14 protein-coding genes and 1 pseudogene are annotated in these 14,437 nt (G+C 40.2%); 10 read left to right on the forward strand and 5 right to left on the reverse strand.

Features of this window, described 5'->3' with window-relative positions:
• Positions 1 to 28: 28 nt before the first annotated feature.
• A complete protein-coding gene (rocF, locus tag H7F27_RS00660) occupies positions 29 to 919 on the forward strand; it encodes an arginase (RefSeq protein WP_127696238.1) in 891 nt (296 codons plus the stop codon).
• A gap of 40 nt (positions 920 to 959) precedes the next feature.
• Here rocF and H7F27_RS00665 read toward each other — a convergent pair whose 3' ends face one another.
• Positions 960 to 1,076: a Phr family secreted Rap phosphatase inhibitor gene (locus tag H7F27_RS00665; RefSeq protein ID WP_010332587.1), complete on the reverse strand. Its 117-nt coding sequence runs from the start codon at positions 1,074 to 1,076 to the stop codon at positions 960 to 962.
• Complete coding sequence (locus H7F27_RS00670) at positions 1,077 to 2,174, reverse strand: response regulator aspartate phosphatase RapG (protein ID WP_024123508.1); 1,098 nt, start codon at positions 2,172 to 2,174, stop codon at positions 1,077 to 1,079. It abuts the gene before it with no gap.
• Between the two features lie 109 nt (positions 2,175 to 2,283).
• Here H7F27_RS00670 and H7F27_RS00675 point away from each other — a divergent pair, with 109 nt between their 5' ends.
• From H7F27_RS00675 to fdhA, 6 genes are all read left to right on the forward strand, one after another.
• Positions 2,284 to 2,754, forward strand: coding sequence for a GNAT family N-acetyltransferase (locus tag H7F27_RS00675; RefSeq protein ID WP_101859657.1), 471 nt, complete (start codon positions 2,284 to 2,286; stop codon positions 2,752 to 2,754).
• 148 nt (positions 2,755 to 2,902) lie between these two features.
• Complete coding sequence (locus H7F27_RS00680; RefSeq protein ID WP_101859658.1) at positions 2,903 to 3,640, forward strand: YiiX/YebB-like N1pC/P60 family cysteine hydrolase; 738 nt, start codon at positions 2,903 to 2,905, stop codon at positions 3,638 to 3,640.
• Positions 3,641 to 3,650: 10 nt separating this feature from the next.
• On the forward strand, positions 3,651 to 4,814 hold the full coding sequence (locus H7F27_RS00685) for a hypothetical protein (protein ID WP_185848392.1): 1,164 nt from the start codon (positions 3,651 to 3,653) through the stop codon (positions 4,812 to 4,814).
• 57 nt (positions 4,815 to 4,871) lie between these two features.
• Positions 4,872 to 5,081: a DUF2651 family protein gene (locus H7F27_RS00690; RefSeq protein WP_185848393.1), complete on the forward strand. Its 210-nt coding sequence runs from the start codon at positions 4,872 to 4,874 to the stop codon at positions 5,079 to 5,081.
• 195 nt (positions 5,082 to 5,276) lie between these two features.
• Positions 5,277 to 5,447, forward strand: coding sequence for a hypothetical protein (locus H7F27_RS00695; protein ID WP_101859661.1), 171 nt, complete (start codon positions 5,277 to 5,279; stop codon positions 5,445 to 5,447).
• A 62-nt stretch (positions 5,448 to 5,509) separates the two neighbouring features.
• Positions 5,510 to 6,736, forward strand: a complete 1,227-nt coding sequence (fdhA, locus tag H7F27_RS00700; RefSeq protein ID WP_185848394.1) for a formaldehyde dehydrogenase, glutathione-independent — start codon at positions 5,510 to 5,512, stop codon at positions 6,734 to 6,736.
• Between the two features lie 32 nt (positions 6,737 to 6,768).
• On the opposite strand, the gene H7F27_RS00705 is transcribed toward fdhA, so the two are convergent.
• On the reverse strand, positions 6,769 to 7,182 hold the full coding sequence (locus tag H7F27_RS00705; RefSeq protein WP_185848395.1) for a hypothetical protein: 414 nt from the start codon (positions 7,180 to 7,182) through the stop codon (positions 6,769 to 6,771).
• 184 nt (positions 7,183 to 7,366) lie between these two features.
• Between H7F27_RS00705 and H7F27_RS00710 the strand changes: the two are divergent.
• The 3 genes and pseudogenes from H7F27_RS00710 to H7F27_RS00720 all read left to right on the forward strand — a co-directional run bounded on the left by H7F27_RS00710 (position 7,367) and on the right by H7F27_RS00720 (position 10,943).
• A pseudogene (locus H7F27_RS00710) lies at positions 7,367 to 7,535 on the forward strand (CxxH/CxxC protein).
• A gap of 80 nt (positions 7,536 to 7,615) precedes the next feature.
• Positions 7,616 to 8,095, forward strand: a complete 480-nt coding sequence (gene rlmH / locus H7F27_RS00715) for a 23S rRNA (pseudouridine(1915)-N(3))-methyltransferase RlmH (protein WP_003226975.1) — start codon at positions 7,616 to 7,618, stop codon at positions 8,093 to 8,095.
• 718 nt (positions 8,096 to 8,813) lie between these two features.
• The gene (locus H7F27_RS00720; protein ID WP_185848396.1) at positions 8,814 to 10,943 is read left to right on the forward strand and encodes an AAA family ATPase; all 2,130 of its coding nucleotides are present in this window, start codon (positions 8,814 to 8,816) and stop codon (positions 10,941 to 10,943) included.
• Between the two features lie 928 nt (positions 10,944 to 11,871).
• Here H7F27_RS00720 and H7F27_RS00725 read toward each other — a convergent pair.
• A complete protein-coding gene (locus H7F27_RS00725) occupies positions 11,872 to 12,813 on the reverse strand; it encodes a BsuBI/PstI family type II restriction endonuclease (RefSeq protein WP_185848397.1) in 942 nt (313 codons plus the stop codon).
• Between the two features lie 18 nt (positions 12,814 to 12,831).
• Positions 12,832 to 14,367: an Eco57I restriction-modification methylase domain-containing protein gene (locus H7F27_RS00730; RefSeq protein ID WP_185848398.1), complete on the reverse strand. Its 1,536-nt coding sequence runs from the start codon at positions 14,365 to 14,367 to the stop codon at positions 12,832 to 12,834.
• Between the last annotated feature and the right edge of the window lie 70 nt (positions 14,368 to 14,437).

The following is a 14,437-nucleotide window of genomic DNA, read 5'->3' on the forward strand; positions in this document are numbered from 1 at the left end:
TATCTTATATGTTGAGGTGGAATCACAGATGGATAAAACGATTTCGGTTATTGGAATGCCAATGGATTTAGGACAAGCACGACGCGGAGTGGACATGGGACCAAGTGCCATCCGGTATGCCCATCTGATTGAGAGGCTGTCAGAAATGGGTTATACGGTTGAAGATCTCGGTGACATTCCGATCAGCCGTGAAAAGATCAAAAACGATGAAGAACTGAAAAACCTTAATTCCGTACTGGCAGGAAACGAAAAGCTCGCTCAAAAGGTGAACACCGTAATTGAAGAGAAAAAATTCCCGCTTGTTCTTGGCGGCGATCACAGTATCGCGATCGGCACGCTAGCAGGTACAGCGAAGCATTACGATAAGCTCGGCGTCATCTGGTATGACGCGCACGGTGACCTGAATACGCTTGAAACATCACCTTCAGGCAATATTCACGGCATGCCGCTTGCCGTCAGCCTCGGTATCGGACACGAGTCACTGGTGAACCTTGAAGGGTATGCGCCTAAAATCAAACCGGAAAATGTCGTCATTATCGGCGCCCGGTCACTTGATGAAGGAGAGCGCCAGTATATTAAGGAAAGCGGCATGAAGGTGTACACCATGCACGAAATCGACCGCCTCGGCATGACAAAGGTGATCGAAGAAACCCTCGATTATTTATCAGACTGCGACGGCGTCCATCTCAGCCTCGATCTGGACGGACTTGATCCAAACGACGCACCGGGTGTCGGAACCCCTGTCGTCGGCGGCATCAGCTACCGCGAAAGCCACCTGGCTATGGAAATGCTGTATGATGCAGGCATCATTACCTCAGCTGAATTTGTTGAGGTCAACCCGATCCTCGATCATGAAAACAAAACCGGAAGAACAGCGGTAGAGCTAGTAGAATCCCTGCTAGGTAAGAAATTGCTGTAGACATGTGAAAACCCCCGCATCCCAGCGGGGGTTTTCTTTATTATCCAATCATTTTCTCAGCGACTTTCATCTCTTGTGAGTGTGATTGATGATCTGCAATAAACCAGCCGGATAAAATCACTGCTGCAACGCCTGCGCCAATTAGAAACTTTTTCATTTACATAACCTCCGTTTGTTTAATGAGTTCCTCAATCTGTATCGCTTCATAAAAAAAGTGGGCAGCTTCTTTATAAAGCTCATTTTCCCTATACCGTTCGCCAGCCAAAATGGAAAGTTCTCTTACACTGTCGTATTCTCTTTCCGACATCAACACATCCATATGTTCTTTGCATAAGTGAAACGTTTCCGCATGACCTCCTTCTGCGTAAATGGCATATAACATATCAATTTTCGCCTCACATATTTTATTCGGCTCAGTATTTAATTTTTCCTTCAATTTTTGGTAATAAGCTAGGGCCTGTTCTTTCTTTTCAATCTTAAACAGCTCTCGTATCAGCAAGTAAACAGAATGATAGTAATAGGCAGATCGGGCGTACTCTTCGTTCTGTAAAGCCTCTTCTAATTTTGAGATGGCCTTGTCTGATTTACCGCTTTGGGCATGGAGAAGTCCAAAGTTATGTAAAAGCTGGGCCTCAAAAAAATGATCCTCTAATTCTCTCGTCATGCGAATGGCTTCATCCAAATAAGTTTCCGCCTCTTCAAACTGGTTCATCTCGGTAAAATTGCCTGACATCGTAATTAATGCGGAGGCGAGTTTCTTTTTGTAATCCGTTTCTTCTCTGAACGTTTTGACCGCTTGCCGTGTATGGTTGAGAGACACCATATTTTGTCCCAGCTTATAATAGAGCTTGCCGACCTTCAGATGAAATTCGGCTTTTTCGATCGGATCGGGGATGTTGCTGAGATACTGCTCCGCTTCTTTATAGAGCCCGATGGCAATTTCGTAATGATTTTTATAGGCTTCATACATGCCTTCAAACAGAAAAAAGTAATATTTCAGCATGTCTGACGTAGCATTCATATGAGGAGACTCCTCATGCTCAAAGCCCAGCCCTCTCGCTTCATGAAGCAATACTTTATGGCGCAATTCTAATAAGGAGAAGTAGGCAAGCACCTCCTGATCCTCTTCCATATCATCCAATAAAGGCTTCACTTCTTCAAAGATACGGGCGGACTCTTCAACTTCATGTTTCTTGATCGCAAGGTACCAATCGTTGAGCATGTTAGCGATTTCTGCGGGTGCAATCTTATTCATTTGAAACTCCCTTCTCTATTCATTTATCAATCTATTTGCTTATCTTGATAGTAACACCTCTTTCTATTTTATGTAAAATCCTCTAGTCAATAAATAAAGGAGAAGCTATATGACCATCACGCTAACCCCCATGCAGATCGAAGAATTTCGATCCTATCTGACATACACGACAAAGCATTATGCAAGAGAAAAGGTAAAGGCAGGATCGTGGCTCCCTGATGAGGCCATGCTTTTGTCCAAACAGACTTTTTCTGATTTGCTGCCGAATGGGCTGCAAACGCATCATCACCATTTGTGGAGTATCATCCTGAACGGAAAGGAAACGGCTGGCTGGCTCTGGATTCACGCAGAACCGGAACACCCGCAGCAGGAAGCGTTTATTTACGATTTCGGGCTGTATGAATCATATCGGGGAAAAGGTTTCGCGAAGCAAGCCTTGAACGCACTGGATGAGATGGCGAGAAACATGGGCATTCGAAAGCTGTCTCTCCACGTATTCGCTCATAATGAGACGGCTAGGCGGCTGTATGAGCGGGCTGGATTTCAGGAGACTGATGTAATCATGAGTAAGAAGCTCTAGGCCTGGGGAAGGCCTTTTTTTGTGAGACAACCTTCCTGTAAATGATTTCTAAAAATTCTGTAAATCACCTAGTTACCTTCCACATTTCCCTAATATAATGTTGATAAAGGAAATCATCTTTCCTACACACATGAAAAGAGGAGATGTCATGAGTATGAAGAAAAAGGTATCAATTATTTTGGCAGCGCTTACAATGAGCGGCGGCCTGTTTATTTCTCCCGTCAAAGCTGTAAAGGCCACGAACTATGCTGAAGAAATTGCAGCGCTTCAGCCAGGCACGACCTCAGAAGAAATCACAAAATCCGCCAGCCAGATTGCCAAACAGCAGCGCGTAAAGACCGATGTCATTCTCAAACAGTTTTACAATGAAATCACCGCCGATAAAGCAGAAGGAGACCGGCTCGCCAAGGAAAGCGGCATGTCCGTGATGGGCGGCTCATCCGGTACGAAAAAACTTCCCACTAGCACGAAAGGAAACATCTACTATACCAACTCCTACACAGCCTACTACAACCATGGCCACGTCGGCATGTACTCCGCCGCTGACAAGATTGTTGAATCGGTTCCAAGCGACGGCGTCAGGCAGATCGCTTATAATGCCAGAGACGTGGAAGACAACTCCATCGTACAAACAGTCAACGTCACCTCATCTAAAAAAACATCAGCTGCCGACTGGGCGGTATCAAGAGTCGGCGACCCATACTCATTTAACTTCGTCAATAACAGAAATACCGGCCATGACGGCGCAAAAAACTGTTCGAAGCTCCTATGGTCTGCATTTTTGCTAAAAGCCGGCATTGATATCGACAGCAATAAAGGATTAGGCGTTTACCCGCGCGACATCACAAGTTCTTCCTATACGACAACCGTCATGACGATCAATTAGGGAGACAGATATGAAAAAATGGATGATCACTATTGTCATGCTGATTCTCGCAGGAATCGCACTATTTGTCTTCGTTTCTCCTCTCAAAAGCCATAAAGCCGTGAGTCAGCAGGATCTCCGAGACCCTGAATTTCTGACCGACAAAGAAGTCCTGCTGTATTTCTCAACCTCAGCGGATCAAGATGCATTCGGCGGCGGGAAAAGCTATGCCCTGTTTATCAGCCAAGACGGTTCGCTGTCGTCATTTAAGATGAAGGGCCTTGAGCTGGGCTCAGCCAAGGTTCACGGCGACAGTGTGATGCTGGAGGACAAAAACACGATTTTCACGATCAAAGACGGCCTGAGCTCCCATAAAAGAGCCTATCAGCACACTGGAGACAGCGCAGGCTTTCTGCAAAATACGGATGGTTTTTATACCCTATACAATTCCGGCTACGACAAAAAGGGAGACGGGTACCGCTCAGAGCTGTACCGCCAGATGAACGGAGAGTGGAAAAAAGACGTCATTCCTTACTACATCCGAGCCTCCGGTTTTCACGGTGGCGCCATTTACGCACTTGTCCCGACAGACGATGAGAAAGGCTATCAGCTCCTTCAGATTCAGGCCGATCAAAAGAAGCTTACCTATCATGCCATCACGGAATGGCAGTATCGGGAAGGAGCTTCAATCGAATCTCAGCTTGCTGCGGACGATCAAGCTGTATATGTGATGGTTCGGGGGCAAAAAGCCAGCAATCTCTATCAAATGGTGAAAATCAATAAGAAAAGCGGCAAGGTGGAGCTTTACGATATCGCCGAATACAAAAACGACGAGCAAACAATATACAGCTCTATGCCGTTCAGCTTCAAAAAAAGCTTTTTCTCGTATCACAGGTCCCTGTATTTCATTGACGGCTTCGGAAAGGTATACAAGATCGATGCAAAGACAGGAAAAAGCCGGATTGCCTTCGCCCTTTCCCCAGAAAAAATGAAGTCCGATTTCAAAGAAATCACCCAAAAAGGCAGCAGCCTCTATTTCTTCACATACACCTACAACCAGCCTGCATACATTGAACAATACAGCTTAAGAACCGGAAAGAAAGTGAAGGAAAAAGAGATCGGGAAGGTAAAGGAGATCGTGGCGCCGAAAAGTCATTTGAAGCTGTATGATTTTGAGGTGATGAAGGATTTTTAAGGTGAAGGGGGTTCCGACTGGGGAGCCGTTTTACTGCTCATCGTTTTTGTTTTTCCGATGATGTCAGGCGTAATTGGTGCAGCGGGTTATTTCATATGTAAGAAAGTTTGGATTGGTCCGCTCATCGTGCTTATTGCGAGTTTGATATTGTTGTTTACGTTAGCCTCTGGTAACAGTTCATTCATGTTTTGGGTTGTGCTTTATACTGCAATTGCGTTAGCAACCAGTGTTGTCACATTATTTCTCAGGAAATTATTATTCAACTGACCGCTGTTTATGAAGAGACTTGTGAAGTCTCTTTTTTCTGTTGCGCAATGTGATACATATCAATGATAGAACGTTGTCCAGCCTCCATCTAAACGAGGTTCAAAACTATAAATCTCGAATGGCCTTTTCAAGCAAACAGGTGTTAATTACTGTAAAATGAATATATAAAATGGATGCAGATAAAGGAGGAAGCATATGCGCACCAAACGGGTCATTCTTCTGGCAGTTATCATCAGTCTGATTTCGGCGGCTACGATGTTCCTGTTAAACGGAGGTAAAGCAGATTGGTTCGACATCATCGGAACCATTATGGGCTGCTTTCTTGGCATATTTGTTGTTGTAAGAATACAGAAAAAGCAGGCGTGAAAAAGGGAAAGGGTCATGCCGAACCGAAGTCATGTTCAAGGACGCAAAGTCCAAAGACATGAATGGGAGGAATGGCGTTGACAGGAAACAAAGCGGTTGTGTACAAAGGCAAAGGAAACGTGGCGGTGGAGGATATCGGCTATCCGGAGTTAATCTTGAGGGACGGGCCCGGCGTTCCGAAGGCGAATGTGAATCGGAAATGTGAGCACGGGGTGATTTTGAAGGTAATTACCACAAACATTTGCGGAAGCGACCAGCACATGGTCAGAGGCCGCACGACGGCGCCTGATGGCTTGGTGCTCGGGCATGAAATTACGGGAGAAGTCATTGAAACAGGTCGGGACGTTGAATTTATCAAAAAAGGCGACATCGTATCCGTTCCTTTCAATATTGCCTGCGGACGCTGTGTGATGTGCAAAACGCAGAAAACGCATGTGTGCCTGAATGTCAATCCGGACCGGCCGGGATCGGCTTATGGCTACGTTGATATGGGCGGCTGGGTCGGCGGGCAGTCGGAATACGTCATGGTGCCGTACGCCGATTTTCAGCTGTTGGTCTTCCCGGATAAAGAACAGGCGTTAGAAAAGATTCTCGATTTGACGATGCTGTCCGATATTTTTCCGACCGGCTTCCACGGGGCATACACAGCGGGCGTGCAAACGGGTTCTACCGTTTATATCGCAGGAGCGGGGCCTGTCGGTTTAGCAGCTGCACACTCCGCCCAGCTCCTTGGCGCTTCCACAGTGATTGTAGGCGATTTGAATGAAGACAGACTGGCACAGGCCAGAAGTTTCGGTTGCGAAACGGTCAACGTACAAAAACACGACCGCCTCGGCGAACAAATTGAACAAATACTAGGTGAACCAACCGTTGATGCCGCAGTGGACTGTGTCGGCTTTGAAGCATCCGGACACGGCAGCCAAGGAGAAGCGCCGGCCGCCGTACTGAACTCGATCATGGATGTCACCCAGGTCGGCGGAAGTCTCGGTATTCCAGGCTTATACGTGACCGAAGATCCCGGTGCAAAGGATGCGGACGCCAAAACAGGCTCTTTAAAAATTCGCTTTGGACTCGGCTGGGCCAAAGCCCACACCTTCGTCACCGGACAAACACCCGCTATGACATACAACCGCAACTTGATGAAAGCGATCCTGAGCGGTAGGGCGCAAATCGCAAAAGCCGTCAACGCCACCGTCATTTCTCTGGGCGACGCGCCAAAAGGCTACAGCGACTTTGACAAAGGAGCGGCGAAGAAATTTGTGATTGATCCGCATGGAGCATTGAAATAAAAAAAAGCCGGCGGTTCAATCGAACGCCGGCTTTATTGCTGATAATCGGTTTCTGCAAAGCGATCTCCTGATTCGTCTTGAACGATTAAATCCCCTTCAATTTTGTCCAGTCCAATCAGAATATAAGGGTTTTTCTCATTTTCCTCGGGAGCCGGCTTTCGTTTCACAGTTACAATCGTTTCTTTAGGTGAGTATTTGACGTCTGACACCTCAAGCTTCTTATCCTTCTCGCTGCTTCCGAGAGAGACCACGACCATTTTTTTGCCTTCTGATATGGTGAAGACTTGGTATCCTTTCACATCATCATGTGTTTGAAGGTAATTTGCGTATAATTCTAGCTCGGAACTCCCTTCACCGATCCGATCCTTCTCTAACACCCAATAAGACGGCTGACACCCAGCAAGCAACAACATGATCACAAAAAGCCAAACCCATCTGAAGCGCACATGCAGACCTCCCCAAACATCGGTTACATCCAAACTAACATACAAGCGAAATAGAGTCATCAACAGCTTGTTTGTCGATTTGTGGATAAAACTCAGCCCGAAGCACTACTAACATGTGAATAAATAGGTTATATTGGGAAGAGAATATTTGCAAAAATGCAAGAAACCATCGGAGGATTTGAACATGAAACAAACGTATTATTCCTGTGAAGAACACATCGAAACCGTGCTGGATATGTACATAGACGACCACGAGCTGCCGCCCGAAATCAGAAAAATCGAACATACTAACAGTTTATCCACAGCCTGTGAATTATGTGGAGACCCCGCAGTATATAGTGGGGAACGAATGATCTTACACAAAATACAGAAAAGATATCCACAATTGTGGACAATATATATGAATAACTTGTTTCTAAAGTGGGGATGACCTGTGAATATCAATATTGTGACAATCGGAAAACTAAAAGAAAAATACCTCAAGCAAGGCATTGAAGAATACACCAAACGACTTTCGGCCTACGCAAAAATCGACATCATCGAACTCCCGGACGAAAAAGCGCCGGAAAACCTAAGCGACCAGGACATGAAAATCATAAAAGACAAAGAAGGCGACCGCATCCTATCAAAAATCAGCCCCGACGCCCACGTCATCGCCCTCGCCATCGAAGGAAAAATGAAAACATCCGAAGAACTAGCCGATACAATAGATAAGCTGGCTACTTATGGAAAAAGCAAAGTCACCTTCGTCATCGGCGGATCACTCGGATTGAGTGACGCAGTGATGAAGCGAGCGGATGAGAAGCTGTCGTTCTCGAAAATGACGTTTCCTCATCAGTTGATGCGTCTTATTCTGGTGGAGCAGATTTATCGGGCTTTTCGGATTAATCGTGGGGAGCCTTATCATAAGTAAATGAGGTTTTAAAATTGTATATTTTTTAGTTCTTTATTCCTTTAAACTGTTTCATATATGGAGGTATATAATGAGAGAGAAAGGTTTCTGTGTTTTATGTGGTCAGGAATCAATATTGACCTTTGAACATATTCCACCTAAATGTTAGGAAACAATAATAGAGCTAGAGGTATGAATTTTAATAGTTACATAAAAGGTAATTCTCAGAAGGATAAAAAAAATTCCTGAGAACTTAGAGGGCCTTAAATATAAACAAATGCAAAAAGGCAAGGGAAAATATACTCTATGTACTAATTGTAATAATAATACTGGTTCTTGGTATGGAGAAGCATATTGTAACTTTTCAAATACAGTAGCTTCTCTATTAGAGAATGAAGGATATAAAATTAATACTGTAATGAATTTCACACTAAAATTAAAGCCATAAAATGTTATGAAACAGATAATTTCAATGTTTTGTTCAGTAAATCTTCCGACATTCATAGACCAAAATTTACGTGATTTTGTACTTGAAAGGGAGAGTCAAACCTTTAATTCAAATATGTATAAACTTTCAGCCTTTGTTTACCCGGAGGGGATGCAGAAACATTTGGGTAATCAAGGATTAACTTTTGAGGGCAATATAGTTGTCACAGCGTAAACGACTATAGTGTAAATTTATTTACTATATTTCTAATAAAAATTTAATTAGAAATACTAATAGATTAGGAGCCTTGATATGAAATTAAAAGAAGTAAAACTACATAAAGTAAAAAAATATAATAATCAAGTTGTTTTTGATTTTACAGCTGGAAAGAATATTAATACTTTAAGTGGGATGAATGGTGCTGGAAAATCCACTATTTTTGAAGCACTAATAAAATTACAAAAAGCATATTTTGTTAACAAGATAATTGAAGAAAATATCGCATATGAAGGAAGAGATTTATATAAGGAAGTAGGAGAAGAGCTTTTTCAATTCATGCTTGACGATAAAGCATATATTCAAGCTGTATTTCAGTTTGATAAGCAAGACCAAAAAATGGTAAATGACTTAGAAATTCCGTTAATTGAAGGTAATAATATAGAACATTTAGAAGTCGCTGCTTCATCAGAGATTCAGGATGAGGTTATTGAAGTTACAATAACATTAAAGGCAATGAAAGTTGAAAACGAACTAGTTGACTGGAGAATAGAAATTGAGGATTCTGAAGATACTGTATTGAAGTCATTTTGGAATCTTAGTAATCCCAAGAATATTATCGCATTTATAAGTTCAATAAAAAATATTATTGAAAAGGATATTACTTTTGATGATATAAAGTTGAGGCAGGATAAAAATATTTCTCCAATTGTCAACTTTGTGTTAAATCCTACTAGCATTTTTGAAAATCTATATGAAATTGTAATAAATGACTATTTATATGAAAAAATAATTCCAGTTAATCGAAAAGGACCTTCTCCAAGAAAAGACTTATTTTATCATGTAACTAAAATGTTGTTCGCGACAATAATGCCAGACCTGTCCTTTACACATTTGTCGGGTTCCAAACGGGAAAATCAATTTATATTTAGCGCAAAAAATAAGTCTTTAGGTTCTAAACAATATGACATGAGACAATTTAGTTCTGGGGAAAAACTCATTTGGTATACATTACTATTTATTAATTATATTAAAAATATGGGTATTCTAATTATTGATGAGCCTGAAAATCATTTACATGAGGAAGTTGTTTGTAAACTTTCAAAACTATTGCATGACATTACTATTTCTAATGATTTTAAAACTTTTGTTAGTGAGTTAAATATTGACCAAAAATCTCTTAAAACAATAGAAAGTGAATTAGAAAAAGGGTATAGAAATTTTCGTTTGAATCAGGTATTCCTTCTAACACATTCGAAAGGGCTAATTTACCATAATTTTTCTCAGGGTACAAACTTTGTATTAGGTCATACACTTATGCCAATTGATTATGCTTCCTGTGAACAAGAACTACGAAAATTAGGTATTAGCTATGTTAATGATAAAATACTATTTGTTGAAGGGGATACAGATATAGAGATACTGGAGAATGTGTTAGACCGTTATAACATAAAGGTTAGAGCTCTAGAAAGTTGTTCTGAAATAATTAAGACTTTTGAAGGTATTAAAAGAGTGAGTAAATTTTTACAGGACCCAATGTTTGTGTTTTTAATAGATAGAGATACAAGAAGTGTACAAGAAATTGAATCTATTAGAAGTAGGCATGGCAAATACTTTGATAATCATTTTATAGTAATGGATAAACATGAACTAGAAAATTACTTTTTAGAACCTAGGGTTATCGCAGAGGTTTTAAAGCAGCATCAAAGTGATAGTTATCAACCCCCAACAGAAGACGAAATAAAAAGTGAAATTTATGAAGTTGCTACCGAACAATTAAAATATACCAGAAAGAAATATTTGAATTATCATCTTCAACATAAAATTGAAAAGGTAAAAAGGTTAATAAAACATAATGAAATAGAGGTAGAAGATAAGGAACTTTATAATCAGTATATTAATGATTTATTCAATAAACAGGGTTTCCTTAATATAAAAAAAGAACTTACAAATCTTTTTGACCAAATGCAAGATTTTTATGAGGGAGAAAATTGGGAAGATAATTGGCATGACTATATGGATGGTAAGTCGGTATTTGGCAAGGTTACTGCTAAACTTAGTGAGGGACCAGAAATAAGACATACAAGATTGAAAAGGGAAATTAAGTCTGCAATTCTAAGGACTAAAGGTAGTGAACTAAATAACCTTATTGATAGGATTACATTCCTTTTTGGAATTACACAGGAGGAAATTCAAGTAGAAGAGACTGAGGGGACGGAAGAATAAGTTAAGTTGTGATATTGAAAATTTAATCTTTCTAGGCTCCTTATTATCTTGTGTAAGCAAGGAAGGAGCCTCGATCTCTTGAGGCTCAAATGAACGTAATGCGTTGATAGTTCGCTCAATTGGGTATCCTTGAGAAAGTGATTTTGTCTATGAATGATTTTAGTAGGCGTTTTTTTGTCTAATTCTGCTTTCTCAATGGAATTAGTAAGGGTTTGTTGGATGGCAACAGGAATCAATAAACTCTAAGATCCAAGATTTTTTTAGTACCTTTAAAATCTATAAATTTTCCCTTTGTTTCTCACTCCTGTGCTTCTAAAAACTCCATCTGTTGGAATAAGATTCTCGTGCTTAATTTTTTCTCTAAATTCATCCTAAAGTTTTAATCTTTTTTTTTGATTTTTTCTAAGTCCTTAATCAATTTTTAAAATCCTTCTTGCAGAGGTTTGATATCAGTTTCGGAGTGTATTTTCATTTTCTTAACTATGGAATTTATATTTCAGGTGAAGATAAAAGGCTTTCAATTCTTCTTAGTAAAAATTCTTCAGCATAATCAGCTTAGACAAGGTTTGTTTTGCACAAAGCAGGACCCTTATTCACATTATTGCCACAAGCATATATGATACGGTCAGGATTACATCTGTCTAAATCATCAATTAGAACTTATTAGGTTGTCTACAGAGGACTCTTCTATTAAAGAACCAATGACATCTTCTTGTGACTGGGCATTAAAGTATTCTTATTTATATTTTATAATTTTTTGGAAAAGTTTGAAAGGGATAATATATGATTTAAAACGTGCAAATCTAATATTAATCCCCATCGTAGACCGATAAGGGTAGTGAACATAAAACATTTTATACCAAAGAGAATGAAAGAGTTCTCCTTATTTGATGAAGTGGATAATAAAAAAGCCTCTTAAGAGGCCTAATTAATTGCGAGGACCGAAAAAACGGTCTCCGTTAAGGTGTATCATGTGGTCTGGATTGTCTGCTACCCAGATTTCTGTTTCCCAAGCAATTTGGTCAATGAATTTCTTAAAACCATTCTTAGCTGACATGTCTAAGAATGCCGTTACATATACAACACCACAACTGCATTCTTCAAGCATGGCTTGTATCTCATTGATTCGCTTCATTGAGATAGGTCCTACAGAAGTAACAGCTTCAATGAAGTAGAGCCAGTTTTTTTCTTCCACATATAAAACTACATCTGGTAGCTTGTCGTGGTCTGTAATTCGGACACCAAGCTCCTGTAACTTCTCTCGGTTCTTAATCAAATCTTTCTTCTTTGTATCTCCAACATATAACACTTCCGCACCAGGAGCGAACCTCGGAGCAAAATCCTCAATTATGGCTTTTTGGAGATGATTGTGCTTCCCGGGGCTAAAAACTAACTCTTGACCGTTTGCCACAACAGGAATGAGTGACATTTCTCGAGCCTGTGTATACTGTTCTACCAATGTTTCATGTTGTTCTAGCCACGCACCCAATTTTTTTTCCCACTCATCAGTACCATATGATTGGAGAACTTCCACAATTTCATCGGATAAACGGTAGGAATATTTCGGGCTATTAGTAGCTCTTTCGTCATCATCGTCATTAGAAACAGCGATTGCTCCTGCTACAAACTGGTGAATGCTTTCTTTTCTTATCGTTTCTCTTGAATTGGGCTTGTAGATTTTCCCGTAGTGATTGCCCATAAAGTTCATCATATCTACAATACGCAAAGAGTTTATAGAGGCATCAGCCCAACTGTCTTCTTCTTTTACTCCTGCTAAAGCTAATAATACATATCCACTTCTATCGTTGTACTGTTGTTTTGGCATTCCTAATGCCTTTAGTATTTCTTTTGCTTCTGCTAACTTCCCCATGCTCTCTTTTCGCTCCCTTTACACAACATTTCTTCTTTCTGATCTTGTATCGTTTGTAAATAATTCTTCAATAATCGTATCACAAGACTCTGTTGTAATAGAGTTTTTTTCCAATAACGTTCTGCCCATTCTTTTAATCACATCAATAGAAGGGAGGGGAATAGCGTTCATTTCTGTTGCATTAACCTGGGTACTACCATTCAGAATGCGATAGTATGTGTCAATAAAAGTGCTGTTAAATAAAACGTATAGACCATACATTTCGTCAACGGCCATTTCTCCCTTTAACTTAGTAATATAGTTCAAATGATTTTCAATACCGACTTTTTCATTTTCAAAGTCTTCTTTGAAATAAAGTGAGCATTGAACTCTTCTTCTCTCTTCCTTACTTGAAAATCTCTTCACAAGTAGATAGTTTTTATTTGGAAGAAGAACGCTTTTGCTTTCTTCTGTATCTACAATGTATTGAGGATTTTTAGATACAGGAACAGGGAACGTAATTTTATTATTAACAAAATGATTTGACCATAATAGTGGAACTGTGTTCTCTCCTGGTTCATCTTGTATTAATTCCAACGCTCTAAAATCTACAACGGGTCCAGTCTTTAACTTGAATCCTAAAGATAACAAGTTGTAATCCCAAGATTGGACAAGTGTAAGTAGTTCAATTTCTTCCAGTGTTGTAGGGATTAACATGAACAGGTTAGCTGAATCCATATCAACGACAGTGCCATAAGGAACTTCATGAATGAAAATCTCGCCAGTAGTAGGATTTTCAGAAGCAGAAAGAGCAATATTAGTCGTCTGTTGGCTCGTCTTAATGGCTCTAATAATAATCGCTTCTTGTAGCACCTTGTCACTGTCAAACACATCCAACCTTGAATGATAAAGATGAATATTGCTTATCCGAACAGTATTTAAGAAATACTCTCTAAACTTCCTAAAGTAAAGACCGCTGGTAAAGCTACGAGGAGTAATGAATATCATTTCTCCGTTTTCTTTTAGCAGCTTTGCAGACATCGCCATGAATAAGAAATAGATATTAGGTTGTCCATGAACAATAGAAGACATAACAACTGATTCCGGTTCTGTTTTAGCAATTTTTTTATATGGAGGATTACTGATAACAACATTGTACTTGCTGTCTTCTGACCGTACCGTTCTATCATTCCAAAAGTCATCATTGCTAAGGATAAAGTTCTCATCAAAAATAGTGTAACTTATAGCCTTCCCTTTCTCTTCCAAAACAGAGCGAACGAGTTCCATATTTTCTCTCAAAAGAGGAAGGACATTATCATCGTTTTCGTACAGGTCAATGTGGATAGATTTAATTTTGTCATTTTCCAAAATGGATTGGCACAATCCACCCGTCAAGATTCCAGTACCCGCACCTGTATCTAAAATGCGAATTCTGGGTTGATTGTATTCCATCAAACTAGCCATATAATTTGCAATGGAAGGAGGTGTGAAGAACTGTCCAATTTTTTTTCGGATATTTTTCCCCACTCTTTGACCGTATCCTATTGTTGTCTCGTAAATCTGATTGACTAACATAACTGCACCTCAAAATGAATCAGAATGTGTTATCTCATTTTAACATAGAAAAAACACCTGAACCCCCACA

It is taken from the genome of Bacillus sp. PAMC26543, assembly GCF_014250375.1.
Taxonomy (GTDB): Bacteria; Bacillota; Bacilli; order Bacillales; family Bacillaceae; genus Bacillus; species Bacillus halotolerans.